The organism is Stutzerimonas stutzeri (assembly GCF_002890915.1).
GTDB classification, from domain to species: domain Bacteria; phylum Pseudomonadota; class Gammaproteobacteria; order Pseudomonadales; family Pseudomonadaceae; genus Stutzerimonas; species Stutzerimonas stutzeri_AF.
This window is the reverse complement of record NZ_POUT01000001.1, coordinates 481,381-499,651: the sequence shown is the minus strand read 5'-3', so window position 1 is coordinate 499,651 and position 18,271 is coordinate 481,381. Positions and strand designations below refer to the sequence as shown.

The window sequence follows — 18,271 nt, the reverse complement described above, 5'->3', positions numbered from 1 at the left end:
CCGGCGAGCGCGTAGGGCGGGTGCAACCCGCCGGCTATGCGGGATGCCGGCTCCGTATCGGCGGGTTGCAACCCGCCCTACGACGGCACGGACCCTGTAGGAGCGGCGTTGGCCGCGATCGGGCCACGAGACGTCCATCCCGTGGTGGGGAGCGTGCCTGATGGCCGCCTTCGAATACATCGCCCTCGATCCGCGCGGGCGCCAGCAGAAGGGCCTGATCGAGGCCGACAGCCCGCGCCAGGCGCGCCAGCTGCTGCGCGACCGGCAATGGGCGCCGCTGGAGGTGAAGCAGGCCAAGTCCAAGGAGGATGCCGGCCACGGCGGTTTCGGCTTCGGCCGTGGCCTCTCGGCGCGCGACCTGGCGCTGGTCACCCGGCAGCTGGCGACCCTGGTGCAGGCCGCGCTGCCCATCGAGGAAGCCCTGCGCGCCGCGGCGGCCCAATCCACCTCGGCGAAGATCAAGTCGATGCTGCTGGCGGTGCGCGCACGGGTGATGGAGGGCCACAGCCTGGCGGCGGCGCTGCGCGAGTATCCGTCGGCGTTTCCCGAGCTGTACCGCGCTACCGTGGCGGCCGGCGAGCACGCCGGCCATCTCGGGCTGGTGCTCGACCAGCTCGCCGACTACACCGACCAGCGCCAGCAGTCGCGGCAGAAGATCCAGCTGGCGCTGCTCTATCCGGTGATCCTGCTGGTCGCCTCGCTGGCCATCGTCGTGCTGCTGCTCGGCTACGTGGTGCCCGACGTGGTCAAGGTATTCGTCAACACCGGCCAGGAGCTGCCGGTGCTGACCCGCGGGCTGATCGCCAGCAGCGACCTGGTCAAGGACTGGGGCTGGCTGATCCTGCTCGGCGGCATCGGTGCCGCACTGGCGATGCGCGCAGCGCTGCGCGACGAGACGCTGCGCCTGCGCTGGCATGCCTTCATCCTGCGCCTGCCGCTGATCGGCCGGCTGAGCCGGGCGACCAACACCGCGCGCTTCGCCTCGACCCTGGCGATCCTCACCAAGAGCGGCGTGCCGCTGGTGGAGGCACTGTCCATCGCCGCCGCGGTGATCGCCAACCGACGCATCCGCGAGCGAGTGGTCGAGGCCGCGCAGAAGGTGCGCGAGGGCAGCAGCCTGACCCGTGCGCTGGAGGCCACCGGCGAATTCCCGCCGATGATGCTGCACATGATCGCCAGCGGGGAGAAGTCCGGTGAACTGGATCAGATGCTGGCGCGTACTGCGCGCAACCAGGAGAACGACCTCGCCGCCCAGGTGTCTCTGCTGGTCGGCCTGTTCGAACCGTTCATGCTGGTGTTCATGGGGGCGGTGGTGCTGGTCATCGTGCTGGCGATCCTGATGCCGATCCTCTCTCTCAATCAACTGGTGGGTTAACGACCATGACAACAAGACTGCAACGCCGCACCCAGGGCGGCTTCACCCTTATCGAGATCATGGTGGTGGTGGTCATCCTCGGCATCCTCGCCGCGCTGGTGGTGCCGCAGGTGATGAGCCGCCCGGAGCAGGCCAAGGTCACCGTGGCCAAGGGCGACATCAAGGCCATCGCCGCCGCGCTGGACATGTACAAGCTGGACAATTTCGCCTATCCGAGCACCCAGCAGGGGCTGGATGCGCTGGTCAAGAAGCCCTCCGGCACCCCGCAGCCGAAGAACTGGAACCGCGACGGCTACCTCAAGCGCCTGCCCCAGGACCCCTGGGGCAACGACTACCAGTACCTGTCGCCGGGCACCCAGGGCCAGTTCGACCTGTATTCCTTCGGCGCCGACGGCAAGCCCGGCGGCAGCGAGTTGAACGCGGACATCGGCAACTGGGACCTCTGACCGATGCGGCGCCGCGCCCGCGCCTTCACCCTCATCGAGCTGCTGGTGGTCATCGTCCTGCTGGGCATCCTGGTCAGCGTGGCGGTGCTCAGCGTCGGCGGCTCCAGCACTTCGCGCGAACTACGTGACGAAGCCCGGCGCCTCGCCGCGCTGATCGGCGTGCTCAGCGATGAGGCGGTGCTCGACAGCCACGAATACGGCCTGCTGGTCGACAGCCAAGGCTATCGCGTGCTGCGCTACGACGAGGCTGCGGCGCGCTGGCGGGAGAGCGAGCGGCGCGAGGCGCGCGAGCTGCCGGCGTGGATGCGCCTGGAGCTGGCACTGGACGGTACGCCACTGGTGCTGCTGGCGCCGCCGAAGCGCGCGGACGACCGCGCCGGGCTGTCCGACGACGACGCACGGGCGAAGCGCAGGGGGCCGCGGCTGGAGCCGCAACTGCTGATCCTTTCCAGTGGCGAGCTGTCGCCGTTCAGCCTGCGCCTGTCCGAACGCAAGCCGGGCGGCAGCGTCTGGCTGATCGCCAGCGACGGCTTCCGCCTGCCCGAGGCCGAGCCGCTCGGAGAGCGGCGATGAAAGCACCTATGGCCAGGGCCGACCGCGGCTTCACCCTGCTCGAAGTGCTGGTGGCGCTGGCGATCTTCGCCACCGTGGCGGCGGTGGTGCTCACCGCCGCCGGACGCAGCCTGAGCAATGCCGCGCGGCTGGAGGAACTGACCCTGGCCGGCTGGATCGCCGACAACCGCATCAGCGAACTGCAGCTGCAGCAGGTTACCCCGGCGGTCGGCCGCGAAACGCTGGAACTCGACTATGCCGGCCGCCAGTGGCAGGTGCTCAGCGAGATCGCGGCCAGCGCCGACCCCGCCCTGCTGCGCGTCACCGTCCGGGTCGCGCTGCCGGCGCCGCGCGGGCGCAACGTGCCGCTGCAGGAGCGCGCGGTCATCCAGCTCAGCGGCTTCGTCGGGGTGCGCTGATGGCCTTACGCATGCGCGCCGCCGCCGGCTTCACCCTGCTCGAACTGCTGATCGCCATCGCCCTGTTCGCCCTGCTCGGCCTGGGCACCTACCGCATGCTCGAAGCGGTGCTGCGCAGCGACGAGGCGGTGCGCGCCCAGGAGCTGCAGCTGCGCGAGCTGAGCCGGGCGCTGTGGGCGTTCGAGCGCGACCTGCAACAGGTCATCGGCCGGCCGATCCGCGACGGCTTCGGCGACGAACGCAACGCCTTCATCGGCCAGTTGGGCGGCGAGGATGGCGCACCGCTGCTGGAGCTGACCCGCGCCGGCTGGCGCAACCCCACCGGCCTGCGCCGCGCCAACCTGCAGCGAGTGCGCTGGCGGCTGGCCGGGAGCAATCTCGAACGGGTCTACTGGGTGGTGCTGGACCGCGACGTCGACAGCGAGCCGCGGGTGCAGCGGGTACTGGAGAACGTGCAGGGCCTGCAACTGCGCTACCTGGACGAGGACGCCGTGTGGCACGAGGAATGGCCGCCGTTCGATTTCGCTCGCGGCGGCCAGGCGGAGGCGGCCGAGCGGCTGCCCGCCGCGCTGGAGCTGAGCCTGGAACACCCGCGCTACGGCCGTATCACACGCCTGCTGCGCCTGCCCGATCCGGCGCCGCAGGACGCCCGGCAGGCGCTGCCCGGTGCCGAGGGCGTGCCCGAGCCGTTCGAAGGGGAGCTGCCGCAATGAGTCGCCAGCGCGGGGTGGCGCTGATCACCGTGCTGCTGGTGGTGGCCATCGTCACCGTGGTCAGCGCGGCGATGGTGGCGCGCCAGCAGCTGGCGATCCGCGCCAGCGCCAACCAGCTGCAGGCGCGCCAGGCCTGGCACTACGCCCTCGGCGGCGAGGCGCTGGCCCAGGCCATGCTCGCCCGCGACCTGCAGGACGGCGGCGAACCGGGTGGCGGCATCGACCATCTGCAGGAAGCCTGGGCGCGACCGCTGCCAGCCTTCGAGATCGACCAGGGCGAGATCATCGTGCGCATCGAAGACCTGGCCGGGCGCTTCAACCTCAATTCCCTGCTGCGCGACCAGCAGCCCAACCCCGCGGCCGTCGAGCAGTTTCGCCGCCTGCTGCTGCGCCTGCAGATCGATGCGCCCTATCCGGAGCGCCTGCTGGACTGGCTCGACGCCGACCAGCAGCCGGGCGACGAGCTGGGCGCCGAGGATAATGCCTACCTCGGCCTCGACCCGCCCTATCGCAGCGCCGGGCGCCGGCTGTACGACCTGTCCGAGCTGCGGTTGCTGCTGGACATGCGCGAGGAGGATTTCCAGCGCCTGGCGCCTTATGTCACCGCGCTGCCGGCGGACGTGCCGCTGAACGTCAACACGGCCAGCGCCCTGCTGCTGTCGAGCCTGGGCGACAACCTCAGCCTGGGCGCTGCCGAGTCGCTGGTCGCGCTGCGCCACCGCGCGCCGTTTCGCAACAGCGCGGCCTTCCTCGCGCAGCCGGCCATGGCCGGTACTACGCTGCAAGGCACTGCGCTGGCGGTTGGCAGTCAATTCTTCCAGGCCACCAGCGAAGTGCGCCTGGGCGATCGCCGGCTGGCGCTGGTCAGCCTGCTGCAGCGCGAGCAGGACGGCAGCGTCCGCGTGCTGGCGCGCAATCTCGGCCAGCCTGCCCGGCTGGCCTCACCGAACGGGAGCCGACCCTGACCATGGATTGCCTTTTCCTGCCCGCCGACTGCCCGGCCCGGCTCATTGCCGAGACCCGCGTCTACTGGTTGCCCAAGGACGAACCCGGACGCTGGCAGGCGCTGGGCGAGTGCAGTGCTGCCGGCGCGATCAGCCTGGTGCTGCCGGCCGAGGTCTGCAGCTTCTTCGCGGTCAACCTGCCGACCCGCAAGGCGCGCTGGATGCAGCAGGCGCTGGCCTATGCCGCCGAGGAACTGCTGGCCGAGAACGTCGACGAGCTGCACCTGGCGCTCGGCGAGGTGCTGGCGGACGGTCGCCAGCGGGTCGTCGCCATCGGCCGCCAGCGGCTGGGCGACTGGCTGGCGCAGTTGCGCGAGCTGGGGTTGCCGGTCGTCGCCATCCACGTCGATGCCGACCTGCTGCCGCGCAAGGCGACCCAGCTGCTGTTCCTCGGCGAGCGCGGCCTGCTCGGCGGCGCCGGGGAAACCCGGCTGGTGTTCGCCAGCCGCGACTGGCCGGCGCTGGCCGGGCACTGCCCGCCACCCTGGCATGCCCAGGGCAGCGAGGCCGAGCCGCCGGTGCCGCTGGAGGATTACCGGCAACTGGACGAGCCCTACGCCTTCCTCGCCGGCCATCGCGCCGCCGCGGTCAACCTGGCCCAGGGCGACTTCGCCGTGGCGGTCGGCAACACCGGCCTCGGCTACTGGAAGCCGCTGTTCGCCGTCGCCGGGCTGATCCTGCTGCTGCAGCTGGGCTTCAACCTCGGCCAGGCCTGGTATTTCCAGCGTCAGGGCGACGCCTATGCCGAGGCCAGCCTGGCGCTGTATCGCGAGCTGTTTCCCGAGGACCTGCGCATCGTCAACCTGCGCGCCCAGTTCGACGATCACCTGGCCCAGCGCAGCGGCGGCCAGGCCGGCCTGCTGCGTCTGCTCGAACATACCGCCGGCGCGCTGGAGGACGGCATCCCGGTGAACGTCGATCAGCTCGACTACAACCAGGATCGCGGCGACCTCGCCCTGCAGGTACGGGCGATGGACTTCGCCACCCTGGAAACGCTGCGCCGGCGTCTGGGCGAAACCGGGCAGAGCGTGCAGCTGGGCTCGGCCAGCCGCGAAGGCGACGGCGTGAGTGCCCGGGTAGTGATCGGAGGCTGACGATGAATCTCAAGCAACAACTGGCCGTGCGCCTCGCCGACTCGCCGCTATGGCAGCGCTGGCAACGCCTGGCGCCGCGCGAGCGCCTGGCGCTGAGCCTGCTCGGCGTCTTTCTCGTCGCGGTGTCGTTCTCTCTCGGCCTGTGGCTGCCGGCGCAGCGCCAGGCGGCCGAGGCCCGGCTCTACTACCAGCAGCAGCGCGAGCTCCATGCCCATCTGGTGCAGAACACCGAACTGGCGCGGCAGATGGCGCGCAGCAATCGCGTCGAGCTGGTGCCGGAGCAGCTGCAGGGCGTGGTCACGCAGAGTGCGCAGCAGGGCAACCTGCTGATCGAAAGCTTCGACAACGGCAGCGACGGCAGCCTGCAGGTCAGCCTGCCCGGCGCGTCCTACGCACTGCTGCTGCGCTGGTTCGACGAGCTGCAGGGCCAGGGCGTGAGCATCGCCGAGGCCAGCCTGGAGCGCGCCGGCGAGGGGCTGGTGAATGCCCGGGTGAGTTTTCGCGCGGGGATCTAGTGGGCGTTGGGGGCGCGGAGCGCACCTTGCACAAGCGTCTCGTGGCAACGCGCTGCGTGCGGCAGCGTAGGACGGGCGGGGACGCCGAGTTCATGCCCGCGCAGCGGACACTGTAAAAGCTTCGCGGGCAAGCCCGCTCCTACAGGACTCCGGTGTGCGCACTGGTCCGGCGAAACGCCGTCAGTGCGGCGTATTGAACTGCAGCGCCAGCGCGCGCAGGGCGGCTTCGGCGGCCAGCACCTTGGTCACCGCTTCGTCGGCCTTCTCGCGGCTGATGCCGAGGCGCTCGAACAGCTGTTGGGGAATCTCGCAGCCCGGCCCGCTGCCGATGCCGCGGTTGTGCAGCAGGCGTACCGCCAGGCAGACCAGATTCGGGTAGGCGAAGTCCTCGCCATCGTAGTTCGGGTCGCTCTGGAAGCGCAGGGCGGCGGCGAGCTCCTCGGGCATGCCCCACAAGCGCATCAGCCAGGCGCCGATCTGTTCGCGGGTGATGCCCAGCAGGTGCTGCTCGATATGGCTGTGGCCCAGGTGCGGGTTGGCTTCCAGGTGCCGGCAGAGCAGCGAGAAATGCGGCGGAAAGACGTGCGCCAGGACCAGGTAGCCGAAGCTGTGCAGCAGTCCGGCCAGGTAGCTCAGGCCCGGCTCGGGGCGCCGTTCGCGGGGAATCGCGCGGGTCAGGCCTTCGATCACCGCGGCGGTGTAGATCGCCTGCTGCCAGTAGGGTGTGGCGTCCTGCGGCTTGTCCTTGGGCAGGCTCAGGGTCTTGCCCAGGGCCAGGCCGAGGGCGAGGTTGATCACCAGGTCGAAGCCCAGCACGCGGACGATGGCGTCCTCCACCGAGCGGATGCGCCCCGGCGCGGCGTAGTAGGGCGAGGCGGCCCAGCTGATCACCTGGGCGGCCAGCGCCGGGTCGGTTTCCACCACGCCGGTGATGTCGTCCACGGTGGCATCGGGGTTGACCCGCAGCTTGATGATCTTCTGCGCGGTATGCGACAGCGGCGGGATCTCGATGGTCTCTTCCAGGCGCTGCTGGATGCGCCGCGCGGTGAAGCTCTGCACCGCCTGGCTGATTTCCGCACGGTCGTCGTCCGGGCGGTCCAGGTTCGGCCGGATGCCGCTCAGCGGCACGGCGAACTGGCCGGCGCTGGCCTTGCTCAGCATGCGCTTGAAGTCGCCGCTGGCGACTTCCACCAGCAGGCCCGGCTGGCCGGATTCGAGCAGCAGCCGTGGCTGCTCCAGCAGGCGCTCTTCGTACAGGCAGGGCGAGCTGGTCACCGCGGGCAGGCCCGGCAGAACGCTCAGGGCGTGATTGCCGAGCATGCGCGCCAGGCGCTCCGGCTTGACCGCCGCCAGCGTGCGGCCGGTCAGTTCGGTGAGGCGGGCGAGGTCGAGCAGGTGGTCCTGGGGAAACAGCACCAGCATCGCGCCGATGCTGTCGTCCAGCAGCACCGCCTGCACGCGCTGGGCGACCGGAAAACCGGGGCGGTTGCGCTGGATCTGGTAGCTCACGCCGAGGTCTTTCAACAGTTTGGTGATCAGGAGCGGCAGTTCGGAGCAGCTCTCGGTGTCGACAGCAGAATTCATGAGCGGGTCCGTCGTGGTGACCTGCCGGAGTATAGCCAAGGCCTCAAGCCTGGGGCTTCCGGCGACGAGTGGTTGTCATACCTGGCCATACTCCTGGCCATGGCGCAGCCAGCGTTCGAGCAGCGGGCTGACGTGCTGCGGCCAGTGTGCCAGCAGTTGCTGTGCCGCGTCGCGTACTGCCGGCAAGAGATCGGCATCGCGCATCAGATCGGCGACCTTGAACTGCAGCAGGCCGGTCTGGCGGGTGCCGAGCATTTCGCCGGGGCCGCGCAGTTCCAGATCCTTCTCGGCGATCAGGAAGCCGTCGCAGGTCTCGCGCATGATCGCCAGGCGCTCACGGCCCAGCTGCGACAGCGGCGCATGGTAGAGCAGCACGCAATGGCTGGCCGTGCTGCCGCGGCCGACCCGCCCGCGCAGCTGGTGCAGTTGGGCCAGGCCCAGGCGTTCGGGGTTCTCGATGATCATCAGGCTGGCGTTGGGCACGTCGACACCCACCTCGATCACCGTGGTGGCGACCAGCAGCTGCAGTTCGCCGCGCTTGAAGCGCTCCATCACCTCGGCCTTCTCGGCCGGTTTCATGCGTCCGTGGATCAGGCCGACGCGCAGGCCGGCCAGCGCCGCCGAAAGGTCGTCGAAGGTGGTCTCGGCGGCCTGGCAGGTGAGCTCCTCGGATTCCTCGATCAGCGTGCACACCCAGTAGGCCTGGCGTCCCTCGTTGCAGGCGATGCGCACCCGCTCGATGACTTCCAGGCGGCGGCTGTCGGCGATCACCAGGGTGTTCACCGGGGTGCGCCCGGGCGGCAGTTCGTCGAGGATCGAGGTGTCGAGGTCGGCATAGGCGCTCATCGCCAGGGTGCGCGGGATCGGCGTGGCGGTCATGATCAGCTGGTGCGGGCAGAGCCGGCCGTCGATGCCTTTCTGGCGCAGGGCCAGGCGCTGCTGCACGCCGAAGCGGTGCTGCTCGTCGATGATCACCAGGGCGAGGTTGCGAAATTGCACCTCGTCCTGGAACAGCGCATGGGTGCCGACCACCATCGGGCAGCCGCCGGCGATGCGTTCCAGCGCCGCGGCGCGGGCCTTGCCCTTGAGCTTGCCGGCCAGCCAGGCGACCTCGATGCCGAGCGGTTCGAGCCACTTGCCGAAGTTGAGGAAGTGCTGCTCGGCAAGGATCTCGGTGGGCGCCATCAGCGCCACCTGGTAACCGGCCTCCAGCGCCTGCAGCGCGGCGAGCGCGGCGACCACCGTCTTGCCGGCGCCGACGTCGCCCTGCACCAGGCGCAGCATCGGCTCGTCCTGGGCCAGGTCGTAGGCGATCTCGGCGCCGACCCGCTGCTGCGCGCCGGTGGGGGCGAAGCCGAGGTTGGCGAGAAAGCGCTGCGGCAACTGCCGCGCCGGCGGCAACTGCGGTGCCTGCTGGGCGCGCACCTGCTCGCGCAGGCGCTGCAGCGACAGCTGGTGGGTCAGCAGCTCCTCGAAGGCCAGGCGGTGCTGCGCCCAGTGGCGGCCCTCGGCGAGTTCTTCCAGGTCGGCGTCGGCCGGCGGTCGGTGCAGGTAGCGGATCGCCTGGTCCAGCGGCCCGAGCCGATAGTCGCGGGCCAGTTCGGCGGGCAGCCAGTCCGGCAGGCTGTGCGGGCCGAGGCGGCTCAGTGCCTGCTGGCTGAGGCTGCGCAGGCGCTGCTGGGTCAGGCCCTCGGTGGTCGGGTAGATCGGCGTCAGGGTCTGCTCCACCGGCGGTGGTTCGCCGCTCAGCGCGCGGTATTCCGGATGGTAGATCTCCAGCCCCGAGGCGCCGGGGCGCGCCTCGCCGTAGCAGCGCAGCTGGGTGCCGCGCTTGAGGGCGTCCTTCTGCGCCTGGCTGAAATGGTAGAAGCGCAGGCTGAGTGTGCCGCTGCCGTCCTGCAGGCGTACCAGCAGGCTGCGCCGGCGGCCCATGACCACGTCGGCGCCGACCACCACGCCCTCGATGACCGCGTCCTGGCCGGGGCGCAGCGCACCGATGGGCACCACGCGGGTGCGGTCCTGATAGCGCAGCGGCAGATGGAACAGCACGTCCTGCAGGGTTTCCAGGCCGACCCTGGCGAGCTTTTCGGCCAGGGCCGCACCGACGCCCTTGAGTGCGGTGACCGGAATGCTCGCCAGCTCGCTCATGGCCTCAGGCGCTGACCGATGGCGGCTTGCCCACCGAGCACAGGCGGACGGAGTCGGCCAGCACCTCGATGGCCTTGGGCCGCGGGAAGCTGGCACGCCAGGCGATGGCCACGGTGCGGAACGGCACCGGCGGGGTCATCGGGCGGATTTCCAGCACCCCCGGGGCGTAGTGATGGCTCTCCACTGCCGACAGCGGCAGGATCGACACGCCCAGGCCCGAGGCGACCATGTGGCGGATGGTTTCCAGCGAGCTGGACTCGACCGTGGTGTGGCTCGGCGCCTCGCCCTTGCGGGTGGTCGGGCAGGCTTCGAGCACCTGGTCGCGGAAGCAGTGGCCTTCGCCGAGCAGCAGCAGGCTCTTGTCGTTGAGCATCTCGGCGTCGATGGTCTTCTTCGCGGTCCAGGGATGCTCGGCCGGCATCAGCACGTAGAACGGCTCGTCGTAGAGCGGCTTGGTCAGCACGTCGGCTTCCTGGAACGGCAGCGCGATGATGATCGCGTCCAGCTCGCCGGTGCGCAGCTTGTCGCGCAGGATGTGGGTGAAGTTCTCTTCGATGTACAGCGGCATGTCCGGCGCTACGCGGTGCAGCTGCGGGATCAGGTGCGGGAACATGTAGGGCCCGACGGTGTAGATGGCGCCGACCTTCAGCGGCGCGGCCAGCTGGTTCTTGCCGACCTGGGCCAGCTCGCGGATGCTCTGCGCCTGCTCCAGCACCTTCTGCGCCTGGGTGACGATGCCCTCGCCCACCGGCGTCAGGCGCACGGCGCTCTTGGTGCGCTCGAAGATCAGTACACCGAGCTCGTCCTCGAGCTTCTTCACGCCGACCGAGAGGGTCGGCTGGCTGACGTGGCAGCGTTCGGCGGCGCGGCCGAAATGCTGTTCCTGGGCAAGGGTGACGATGTAGCGCAGTTCGGTCAGGGTCATAGTCAGCATCCATCAAGATACCGGCAAGCATAGCCTTTTGCGCAGCGCAGAACCAAGCGGCCAGGCATGCGCCGAAAGTCGCTACACTCGGCTCCAGGGAGCCCGCGCAGGCGGGCGCAATTTAGGGATGGAACGTGAAAATGCGCAGACACCTGTCCGTGTTGATCGCCGGTTGTGGCGATGTCGGCAGCCGCCTCGGCCTGCAGCTGAGCTGCGCCGGTTGGACGGTCTACGGGCTGCGGCGGCAGGCGGCGGACCTGCCGGTGCCGATCCTGCCGGTGGATGGCGATCTGGCCGACCCGATCTGCCCGCGCACCTGGCCCAACGGTGCGCTGGATTACCTGGTCTATGCCGCGGCCGCCACGCAGCACGACGAGGCGGGCTATCGCCAGGCCTATGTCGAAGGGCTGCGCAACGTGCTCGGCTGGTTGCAGCAGCATGGGCAGCGGCCGCGGCGCCTGCTGTTCGTCTCCAGCACTGGCGTCTACGCCCAGTGCGCCGGCGAATGGCTCGACGAGAATGCTCCCACCGAACCCGGCGGTTTCACCGGCCAGGTGATGCTCGAGGCCGAGCGCCTGGCGCTGGGCTGCGGCATGCCGGCGACGCGGGTACGCATGGGCGGCCTCTACGATCCGACCCGGCCCTGGCTGCAGAACCAGGTACGCGCCGGCCTGCGCGTCGATCGCGAGCCGCCGCAGTACAGCAACCGCATCCACCGCGACGATGCCGCCGGCCTGCTGGCCTTCCTGCTGCAGGCCGATGCCCGCGGCGAGGCGCTGGCCGACTGCTACCTCGGCGTCGACGACGACCCGGCGCCGCTGCACGAGGTGGTCGACTGGCTGCGTGAGCGGTTGGGCGTGAGCCACTGGGCCGAGCAAGCGGTGACCCGCCGGGCCGGCAGCAAGCGCTGCAGCAACGCGCGGGCGCGGGCGCTGGGCTGGGTGCCGAAGTATCCCAGCTATCGCGACGGCTATGCCGCGGTCGGGCGGGATCGCTGAGCGCCTGCTCTCACGGCAGTCTGGGGGACACACCGCGTCCTTGCTGGCGCTTTACCGGGTCGCGATCTGCCGGGCATGAACGCGGATTGTTCTTTCGCCCCAGCGCGGTGTGCTTCTCGGACTGCACCCTGTTTGCTGCGCGACAGCGCGGCGTCGAAGGCGCGCAGGCGCCTCCTGCGGATATGCAGTCCGTCGGCCGCCGGGCAACTCTGCGCGGGCGCTGCTTACTAAAAATCTGACAGCGCACGCCCTATGGAGGAGCGACAGCGAAGCCGTAAGGGAGAAGTACCGGGGCGGCGTTTCCGGACACCCGACCAGGAGATATCCCATGAGAGCGCTCCGCTGGCACGGCAAGCACGATATCCGCTGCGACGACCACGTTCCCGACCCACGCATCGAGGACCCGCGCGACGCCATCGTCAAGGTCAGTTCGTGCGCCATCTGCGGCTCCGACTTGCACCTGTACGACGGCTTCATGCCCGGCATGCAGCACGGCGACATCATGGGCCACGAGTTCATGGGCGAGGTGATGGAGGTCGGTTCGGCGAACAACAAGCTCAGGGTCGGCGACCGCGTGGTGGTGCCGTTCACCATCGTCTGCGGCGAATGCGACCAGTGCCGGCGCGGCAATTTCTCGGTATGCGAGCGCAGCAACCGCAACCGGGACATCGCCGACAAGGTCTTCGGCCACACCACCGCCGGGCTCTACGGCTACACCCATCTCACCGGCGGCTACCCCGGTGGCCAGGCCGAATACGTCCGCGTGCCCTATGCCGACGTCGGCCCGGTGGTGATTCCCGAGGGACTGAGCGACGAGCAGGTGTTGTTCCTCGGCGACATCCTGCCCACCGGCTGGCAGGCCGCGGCGCAGTGCGACATCCAGCCCACCGACACCGTGGCGGTCTGGGGCGCAGGTCCGGTCGGCCAGTTCGCCGTGCGCAGCGCGGTGATGATGGGCGCCGAGCAGGTGATCTGCATCGACAACGTGCCCGAAAGGCTGTCCATGGCCCGCGCCAGCGGCGCCGTGACCATCGATTTCGACGACGAGAGCGTGGTCGAGCGCCTCGCCGAGCTGACCCAGGGCCGCGGTCCGGAAAAATGCATCGACTCGGTGGGCATGGAGGCGCACGCGGCGCGTTCGCTCGATTCGCTGTACGACCGCGCCAAGCAGGCGCTGATGCTGGAGACCGACCGTCCGCACGTGCTGCGCGAGATGATCTACGTCTGCCGCCCGGCCGGGATCATCTCGATTCCGGGCGTCTATGGCGGGCTGATCGACAAGATTCCGTTCGGCGCGGCGATGAACAAGGGGCTGACCTTCCGCATGGGCCAGACCCACGTCAACCGCTGGACCGACGACCTGCTCAGGCGCATCCAGGAAGGCCAGATCGATCCCAGTTTCGTCATCACCCACAGCGTCGGTCTGGAGCAGGGCCCGGCGATGTACAAGACCTTTCGCGACAAGCACGACGGTTGCATCAAGGTCGTGCTCAAGCCCTGATATCGGCCGGCCTGCGCCGAGCGAGGAGATTCCATGAGCATCCCACGTCAAGTCACCCATCCCAACCATCCGGCCCGTGCACTGGCGCGCGGGCTCGGCTGGTTCAGCGTCGGCCTGGGGCTGGCGCAATTATTGGCGCCGCAGCAGGTCGCGCGGTTCATCGGCATGCCGGGCAGCGAGGGCGCCGTGCGCGCCTGCGGCCTGCGCGAGATCGTCACCGGCGTCGGCCTGCTGTTGGCGGACGAGCCCCGGCCCTGGGTCTATGGCCGCATCGGCGGCGATGCGCTGGATCTGGCCGGCCTCGGCTGGAGCATCGAGCACGGCCAGGCACCGGCCAATGCGGCCATCGCCGCGGGCGCGGTAGCCGGTGTCACCCTGCTGGATCTGGGGTGTGCCAAGGCCCTGGATGCCGAGCGGATACCGACCACCGAATGGGACTATGGCGATCGCAGCGGCTTTCCCGCGGCGGCGCAGGCCATGCGCGGTCGCGTAGAAACCGAGTTCGCCGCCGCCCGCGCCGAGCCCAACGGCTATCCGCAGCCATTGCATTGAGTGCTTGCGGGGCATGGCCTGGCTCTCGAATGGCGGGAATTTTTGCTAAGGTGGCCGGCCGTTCCGGTCGTTCGCCCCTCCATCGGGCTCAGCGACGATCATGCCTTGCAGATGAGAGCCCATGTCCTCGGTCGTCAACGTCGTCCTGCCCGTCTTCGCCCTGATTCTTCTCGGTTACCTGTGCCGCCGCACGGGTCGCATGGGGCCGACCGGCGCCTCCGAACTGAACCGCTTCGTCGTCTGGCTGGGGCTGCCGGCGCTGCTGTTCAACGTGGTCGCGACCTCGACCTGGGCACAGCTGTGGCAGCCGGGCTTCATTGCCGCCTTCTCCGTCGGCTGCCTCGGCGTGTTCGGCTTCACCCTCGGCTATCGGCTACTGCAGAAGCAACCGCTGGTCGACGCCAGCCTCGACGCGCTCGGCGCGTCCTACGCCAATACCGGCTATATCGGCATTCCGTTGTGCATGCTGGTGCTCGGTGATGAGGCGCTGCAGCCGGCGATGGTGGCATCGATCGTGGTGGTCTGCGTGCTCTTCGCCATCGCCCTGGCTTGCGTCGAGACCGGCCTGCACGCCGGTCAGGGCTGCGCCCGCACGCTGGGCAAGGTCAGCGGCGCCCTGCTGCGCAACCCGCTGGTGGTGGCGCCGCTGCTCGGTGGGGTCTGGGCGGCCAGCGGCGCGAGCCTGCCGGTGCCGCTGGCGACGCTGCTCAAGCTGCTCGGCGCGGCGGCGGCACCCTGCGCGCTGGTCTCGCTGGGGCTGTTCCTCGCCCAGCCGCAGCCGGCCGGTCGGGTGCAGGGCGTGTGGCCGCTGGTGGGGCTGAAGCTGCTGGTACAGCCGCTGATCACCTGGTACCTGGCCTTCGAGGTGTTCGAGCTGCCGACCCTCTGGGCCTATTCCGCGCTGCTGCTCAGCGCGCTGCCGACCGGCACCGGGCCGTACATGCTCGCCGAGTTCTACGGCCGCGAGGGCTCGCGGGTGTCGCGGGTGGTGCTGTACTCGACGCTCGGTTCGCTGATCACGTTGTCGGTCTGTCTCTATCTGTTACCCACATAAAGGTCCTGGTACGCGTGGATAAGCCTTCGGCGTTATCCACCCTACGCCGGACCTGCCGTAGGGTGGATGGCCACCCCGTGGAAAACCGCGAAGCGTTTTCCACGCGGTAACGGTCAGCTCGTCGGTCGCGTCACTTCCAATACCACGGCGGCGATGCGGTCGCATTTGACGTAGGCGCCGCCGAGCAGCTCCTCGCCGAACACGTCCGGGTCGACTTCGCGATAGGTCCAGCCGAAGGCACTGCCTTCCAGGCGCTGCTGCACCTCGGCCAGGAACGGGTCCTGGTTGTCGAGCATGGCCACGCCGGTATACAGCAGCAGCGTGCCGCCGGGCGCCAGGCGTTCGAGCGCACCGTCGAGGATCGCCAGCGACAGGCCGGCGCCCAGCGGCCCGCCGCCGTGGCGATAGGCGCGCTGGTCGGGGTCGACCAGATAGGGCGGGTTGGCCAGGATCAGGTCGAAGTCGCCGTCGATCGCGCCGAGCAGGTCGCTGTGCGCGGTGCGCAGGTTGTCGGCACCGGCCAGCGCCGCGTTGATCCGCGCCAGGCGCAGCGCTTCGGGGTTGATGTCCAGCGCCAGCACTTCGGCCTGCGGCCGCGCCAGCGCCGTGAGGATCGCTCCCGCGCCGGAGCCGCAGCCGATATCCACCGCGCGGCGCAGCTCGCCGGTATGGCGGTTCAGATGACACTGGATGGCGCTGGCGAAGCGGTAGGTGTCCGGGCCGAAGAACACCGCATCCGGCGCCTCGGTGGGGAACGCCGAGTGCAGGAACAGCTGGCCGTCCAGGCTCGACAGGCGCACCCTGCTGCGCCAGCGCGTGCCGCAGGGTTCGAGCACCTGGGCCTGGTCCATCAGGCTGAACAGCGGCGGCGGCAGCAGTTCGTGCTGGAACGGCCGGCTCCAGCCGAATACGCCGGGCAGGTCTTCGGCGAGGGCGTTCTCCGGGCGCTGGTTGACCCGCTCGTGGGTCAGCGGGGTGGGTGTGATGAAGTGATAGCCGCGATCGCGTATGGCTTGCGCCAGATGCAGCAGTGCGCGGTCCTGCGCGGTTTCCTGGGTCATTCGTGGGGTCCTTGGCGTTTGCCTTTCAGTTGAACAGTTGGCTGAATCGCCGTGTGGCCAGCAGGCCGGCGGCGCTGTGGTGGCGCTGGGGCGCGAGCAGCGGCAGCAGCAGGCGCATGCGTGCTTCGCGGGTCGGCTGCCGCGCCAGCTGGCGTTCGAGCAGCTGCAGCTCGGCGTCGAAATCGTTGCCGGCGGCGTGCTCGCCGGACGACGGTTGCGTCCGCTGTTGCTGGTGCTGCGTGGCGAACGGCATGCCGCGCGGGCTGCGCCTGCCCTCGGGCTGCCAGTCGGCGGCGATCCAGTCATGGATCAGTTGCTGCTCGTGCGCACTGAAAACCCCGAACATGGGCGCCTGTTCGCCGACGATCAGCTGCCAGAAACGGCTTTCCCGCGGGTCCTGGCCATGCCTGATCCAGCCGCGCTGCTCCAGCACGGCGAGGAACGACGCGACGCGTTCCGGCTCGGCCAGCCACTGGTTGACCGTGCGGCCCTCGAAGCGGCAGTAGTCGGAATGGACGAACTGGCCGACGCCAGCCTTCTTCTCGAAGATGCGCAGCACCTCGCGCTGCAGATCGAAGTCGCCGATCACCGAGACGGTGCTGGCGCCCAGTTCGTTGAGGCGATAGCCGGCGCGCACCCGCCGGTAGAACTCGGCGCCGTCGGCGACCTGCGGCCAGGCGTCCAGCAGGCTCTGCACGGCCTTCTTCGCATGGCCGCTGTCGGCGTTGTCGACAGTGACGTGCAGGGTGAAGTAGTAGGGATCGATGCCCAGTTCGGTCAGTTCGTAGGCGGTGATCGGCAGGTGCAGCGGCAACTGCTCGTAGCCGAGGTTGAAGCCGATGATCTCCGGCAGGAAGCGTTCGGCATGCTCGGCCAGCGCCAGTTGGATCGCGCCCTGGACGAAGTGCTCGTCGTCCAGCTGCTGCCAGTCGTCGCAGCCCTGGCTGGCCAGCAGCTTGCGGTAGAGCACCACGTGGTTCTTTTCCGGGCGGCCTTCGCCGAGTTCCTCCAGGTAGGTCTGGATCAGCAGGGTGAAGCGCGGGTCGTCCCAGCGCTGCAGCAGGCCGTAGAGCCAGGCGCCGTCGACCAGCTTGGTCGGCGCTACGCCGCGCAGGAAATGCAGCGCGTGGGCCTTGCCGGAGAAGTAGCGGCGCGGCGCGCCGGCCCGCCGCTGCTGCAGATAGGCCTGGTACTGCCGGCCGACCCTGGCGGTGCGCTGTTCGAGCCACGACTGCAGGTCGCGTGGGTCTTGCGGCAGGTCGCAGGGCAGCGCGGCGGCGGCTTCGAGCTGGCTACGCAGGTAATCCGCGGCAGCCATGCGGGCCTCGTCGTCGACATCGCGGAAGAGGGCGAAATACAGCTCCCGCGACGGTTGCGTCGCCATCTGCGGGACGCTGGCTGGCATGCTCGGCAGGCTTCGAGTGGTGAGTTGCATGGTTCCGCTCTGTGTCGGTTTTCGTGGCATTTGGGCCGCGTCGCGCCGGGAATAGTTCAGCCGCGCCGCCGAGCGGCCATTGGTCCGCAAGGGGGCCGTGACCGTGCAACTTCCCCGCGTCGGGACCTCCCTAAAGCCAAGGGGCCTCGGATCGTCCGGGGCCAGCGCAGCGCGAGGAGGCGTGGTGATGAGCCAGAGCGAACAGGGCCGCGAGAGCATCGAGTCGATCGACCCGAGCGGCGATGCCCACGAGCAGGACCCGGAAACCACCTCGACCCATGGCGAGGTGTCCGGCGGCGACGAGGCCGACGTGCCCGGCGGCGCCTACAACGTGCCACCGGGTATGGCCGAGGAGGTCAGCGACGAGGAGGCGCTGCACGAGGAACCGCACGAGCGGACGCCATCGTCGCCGTGAGGCAGGTGACGGCGATCACAATCGCACGTGGCGCCGGGGGCCGACACTTAAGTGTCCGCTGGCTTCGGTCGCCTGTTGGCTTGAGACACCGCCAGCCGCCGCGGCGATGATTCCCCTGCCCGAGCCATGGATATGCGCCAACACAGCCGCCTCAGTTTCCGTCATATCAGCAGCATCCAGGTCAGCAACCGCCTCAACGGCGAGCCCATGGGCTATGTCGCCGACCTGTCCCTGGGCGGCTTGCGGCTGGTCGCCAGCCAGCCGCTGGCGATCGGCGGCTGCTACGAGATGGTGTTGCACGTGCCGGAGCACGGCGAACGGGTGCGGCAGATCGAGGTGGTGGTGATCTGCCAGTGGGCGCGCAAGGATTCGCGGCGGAACAGCTTCGAGATGGGCTTCGCCCTGGACCGGCCGTCGGAGGCGTTCACCGCGATGGTGGCCGGCCAGATGCCGCGGCGCCGGCGGCCGTACTGAAGCCCA

19 protein-coding genes are annotated in these 18,271 nt (G+C 69.5%); 14 read left to right on the top strand and 5 right to left on the bottom strand.

Going from position 1 to position 18,271, the window contains the following annotated elements; all coding sequences use genetic code 11:
* Positions 1–160: 160 nt before the first annotated feature.
* The 8 genes from xcpS to CXK94_RS02335 are packed head-to-tail and all read left to right on the top strand — an operon-like array spanning position 161 to position 6,118.
* On the top strand, positions 161–1,375 hold the full coding sequence (gene xcpS, locus CXK94_RS02370) for a GspF family T2SS innner membrane protein variant XcpS (RefSeq protein ID WP_102893142.1): 1,215 nt from the start codon (positions 161–163) through the stop codon (positions 1,373–1,375).
* Positions 1,376–1,380: 5 nt separating this feature from the next.
* A complete protein-coding gene (gene gspG / locus CXK94_RS02365) occupies positions 1,381–1,821 on the top strand; it encodes a type II secretion system major pseudopilin GspG (RefSeq protein ID WP_102893141.1) in 441 nt (146 codons plus the stop codon).
* Between the two features lie 3 nt (positions 1,822–1,824).
* A complete protein-coding gene (gspH, locus tag CXK94_RS02360) occupies positions 1,825–2,394 on the top strand; it encodes a type II secretion system minor pseudopilin GspH (protein ID WP_102893140.1) in 570 nt (189 codons plus the stop codon).
* The gene (gene gspI / locus CXK94_RS02355) at positions 2,391–2,792 is read left to right on the top strand and encodes a type II secretion system minor pseudopilin GspI (RefSeq protein WP_102893139.1); all 402 of its coding nucleotides are present in this window, start codon (positions 2,391–2,393) and stop codon (positions 2,790–2,792) included. The genes gspH and gspI overlap by 4 nt, the downstream gene beginning before the upstream one ends.
* A complete protein-coding gene (gene gspJ / locus CXK94_RS02350; RefSeq protein ID WP_102893138.1) occupies positions 2,792–3,505 on the top strand; it encodes a type II secretion system minor pseudopilin GspJ in 714 nt (237 codons plus the stop codon). Before gspI ends, gspJ begins: the two co-directional genes overlap by 1 nt.
* Complete coding sequence (gene gspK / locus CXK94_RS02345; RefSeq protein WP_102893137.1) at positions 3,502–4,470, top strand: type II secretion system minor pseudopilin GspK; 969 nt, start codon at positions 3,502–3,504, stop codon at positions 4,468–4,470. Before gspJ ends, gspK begins: the two co-directional genes overlap by 4 nt.
* A 2-nt stretch (positions 4,471–4,472) precedes the next feature.
* The gene (gspL, locus tag CXK94_RS02340) at positions 4,473–5,603 is read left to right on the top strand and encodes a type II secretion system protein GspL (RefSeq protein ID WP_102893136.1); all 1,131 of its coding nucleotides are present in this window, start codon (positions 4,473–4,475) and stop codon (positions 5,601–5,603) included.
* Between the two features lie 2 nt (positions 5,604–5,605).
* A complete protein-coding gene (locus tag CXK94_RS02335; RefSeq protein ID WP_102893135.1) occupies positions 5,606–6,118 on the top strand; it encodes a type II secretion system protein M in 513 nt (170 codons plus the stop codon).
* Positions 6,119–6,298: 180 nt separating this feature from the next.
* Here the strand turns inward: CXK94_RS02335 and CXK94_RS02330 are convergent, their stop codons facing one another.
* The 3 genes from CXK94_RS02330 to CXK94_RS02320 all read right to left on the bottom strand — a co-directional run bounded on the left by CXK94_RS02330 (position 6,299) and on the right by CXK94_RS02320 (position 10,775).
* Entirely contained in the window at positions 6,299–7,702 is a 1,404-nt protein-coding gene (locus CXK94_RS02330) for an aminoacyl-tRNA deacylase and HDOD domain-containing protein (RefSeq protein WP_037044657.1), read from the bottom strand.
* 75 nt (positions 7,703–7,777) lie between these two features.
* On the bottom strand, positions 7,778–9,850 hold the full coding sequence (gene recG / locus CXK94_RS02325; protein ID WP_102893134.1) for an ATP-dependent DNA helicase RecG: 2,073 nt from the start codon (positions 9,848–9,850) through the stop codon (positions 7,778–7,780).
* 4 nt (positions 9,851–9,854) lie between these two features.
* The gene (locus CXK94_RS02320; RefSeq protein ID WP_102893133.1) at positions 9,855–10,775 is read right to left on the bottom strand and encodes a hydrogen peroxide-inducible genes activator; all 921 of its coding nucleotides are present in this window, start codon (positions 10,773–10,775) and stop codon (positions 9,855–9,857) included.
* A 140-nt stretch (positions 10,776–10,915) separates the two neighbouring features.
* Between CXK94_RS02320 and CXK94_RS02315 the strand changes: the two genes are divergently transcribed.
* The 4 genes from CXK94_RS02315 to CXK94_RS02300 all read left to right on the top strand — a co-directional run bounded on the left by CXK94_RS02315 (position 10,916) and on the right by CXK94_RS02300 (position 14,880).
* Positions 10,916–11,773, top strand: coding sequence for an NAD-dependent epimerase/dehydratase family protein (locus tag CXK94_RS02315; RefSeq protein WP_102893132.1), 858 nt, complete (start codon positions 10,916–10,918; stop codon positions 11,771–11,773).
* Positions 11,774–12,101: 328 nt separating this feature from the next.
* Positions 12,102–13,274 carry a zinc-dependent alcohol dehydrogenase gene (locus tag CXK94_RS02310; protein ID WP_102893131.1) on the top strand — a complete coding sequence of 391 codons (1,173 nt, stop codon included), beginning with the start codon at positions 12,102–12,104 and terminating at the stop codon, positions 13,272–13,274.
* Positions 13,275–13,307: 33 nt separating this feature from the next.
* Positions 13,308–13,826 (top strand): transcriptional regulator, encoded by a 519-nt coding sequence (locus tag CXK94_RS02305; RefSeq protein WP_102893130.1) that lies wholly within the window; start codon positions 13,308–13,310, stop codon positions 13,824–13,826.
* Between the two features lie 121 nt (positions 13,827–13,947).
* Positions 13,948–14,880 (top strand): AEC family transporter, encoded by a 933-nt coding sequence (locus tag CXK94_RS02300; protein ID WP_102893129.1) that lies wholly within the window; start codon positions 13,948–13,950, stop codon positions 14,878–14,880.
* 113 nt (positions 14,881–14,993) lie between these two features.
* Here the strand turns inward: CXK94_RS02300 and CXK94_RS02295 are convergent, their stop codons facing one another.
* Complete coding sequence (locus CXK94_RS02295) at positions 14,994–15,941, bottom strand: methyltransferase (RefSeq protein ID WP_102893128.1); 948 nt, start codon at positions 15,939–15,941, stop codon at positions 14,994–14,996.
* 25 nt (positions 15,942–15,966) lie between these two features.
* Positions 15,967–17,376 carry an iron-containing redox enzyme family protein gene (locus CXK94_RS02290; protein WP_037042941.1) on the bottom strand — a complete coding sequence of 470 codons (1,410 nt, stop codon included), beginning with the start codon at positions 17,374–17,376 and terminating at the stop codon, positions 15,967–15,969.
* Positions 17,377–17,563: 187 nt separating this feature from the next.
* On the opposite strand from CXK94_RS02290, the gene CXK94_RS02285 reads away from it, so the two are divergent.
* Positions 17,564–17,791, top strand: a complete 228-nt coding sequence (locus tag CXK94_RS02285; protein WP_037042943.1) for a hypothetical protein — start codon at positions 17,564–17,566, stop codon at positions 17,789–17,791.
* 132 nt (positions 17,792–17,923) lie between these two features.
* Positions 17,924–18,265, top strand: a complete 342-nt coding sequence (locus CXK94_RS02280; protein ID WP_037042945.1) for a PilZ domain-containing protein — start codon at positions 17,924–17,926, stop codon at positions 18,263–18,265.
* Positions 18,266–18,271 lie beyond the last annotated feature (6 nt).

What these genes read in the sequence shown, in the direction of transcription:
- CXK94_RS02295 (WP_102893128.1), bottom strand. Translation starts at nt 15,941, where the DNA reads ATGACCCAGGAAACCGCGCAGGACCGCGCACTGCTGCATCTGGCGCAA.
- gspL (WP_102893136.1), top strand. Translation starts at nt 4,473, where the DNA reads ATGGATTGCCTTTTCCTGCCCGCCGACTGCCCGGCCCGGCTCATTGCC.
- CXK94_RS02330 (WP_037044657.1), bottom strand. Translation starts at nt 7,702, where the DNA reads ATGAATTCTGCTGTCGACACCGAGAGCTGCTCCGAACTGCCGCTCCTG.
- CXK94_RS02280 (WP_037042945.1), top strand. Translation starts at nt 17,924, where the DNA reads ATGCGCCAACACAGCCGCCTCAGTTTCCGTCATATCAGCAGCATCCAG.
- CXK94_RS02290 (WP_037042941.1), bottom strand. Translation starts at nt 17,376, where the DNA reads ATGCAACTCACCACTCGAAGCCTGCCGAGCATGCCAGCCAGCGTCCCG.
- xcpS (WP_102893142.1), top strand. Translation starts at nt 161, where the DNA reads ATGGCCGCCTTCGAATACATCGCCCTCGATCCGCGCGGGCGCCAGCAG.
- gspG (WP_102893141.1), top strand. Translation starts at nt 1,381, where the DNA reads ATGACAACAAGACTGCAACGCCGCACCCAGGGCGGCTTCACCCTTATC.
- CXK94_RS02305 (WP_102893130.1), top strand. Translation starts at nt 13,308, where the DNA reads ATGAGCATCCCACGTCAAGTCACCCATCCCAACCATCCGGCCCGTGCA.
- CXK94_RS02310 (WP_102893131.1), top strand. Translation starts at nt 12,102, where the DNA reads ATGAGAGCGCTCCGCTGGCACGGCAAGCACGATATCCGCTGCGACGAC.
- CXK94_RS02335 (WP_102893135.1), top strand. Translation starts at nt 5,606, where the DNA reads ATGAATCTCAAGCAACAACTGGCCGTGCGCCTCGCCGACTCGCCGCTA.
- CXK94_RS02320 (WP_102893133.1), bottom strand. Translation starts at nt 10,775, where the DNA reads ATGACCCTGACCGAACTGCGCTACATCGTCACCCTTGCCCAGGAACAG.
- recG (WP_102893134.1), bottom strand. Translation starts at nt 9,850, where the DNA reads ATGAGCGAGCTGGCGAGCATTCCGGTCACCGCACTCAAGGGCGTCGGT.
- CXK94_RS02300 (WP_102893129.1), top strand. Translation starts at nt 13,948, where the DNA reads ATGTCCTCGGTCGTCAACGTCGTCCTGCCCGTCTTCGCCCTGATTCTT.
- gspI (WP_102893139.1), top strand. Translation starts at nt 2,391, where the DNA reads ATGAAAGCACCTATGGCCAGGGCCGACCGCGGCTTCACCCTGCTCGAA.
- gspJ (WP_102893138.1), top strand. Translation starts at nt 2,792, where the DNA reads ATGGCCTTACGCATGCGCGCCGCCGCCGGCTTCACCCTGCTCGAACTG.
- gspK (WP_102893137.1), top strand. Translation starts at nt 3,502, where the DNA reads ATGAGTCGCCAGCGCGGGGTGGCGCTGATCACCGTGCTGCTGGTGGTG.
- gspH (WP_102893140.1), top strand. Translation starts at nt 1,825, where the DNA reads ATGCGGCGCCGCGCCCGCGCCTTCACCCTCATCGAGCTGCTGGTGGTC.
- CXK94_RS02315 (WP_102893132.1), top strand. Translation starts at nt 10,916, where the DNA reads ATGCGCAGACACCTGTCCGTGTTGATCGCCGGTTGTGGCGATGTCGGC.
- CXK94_RS02285 (WP_037042943.1), top strand. Translation starts at nt 17,564, where the DNA reads ATGAGCCAGAGCGAACAGGGCCGCGAGAGCATCGAGTCGATCGACCCG.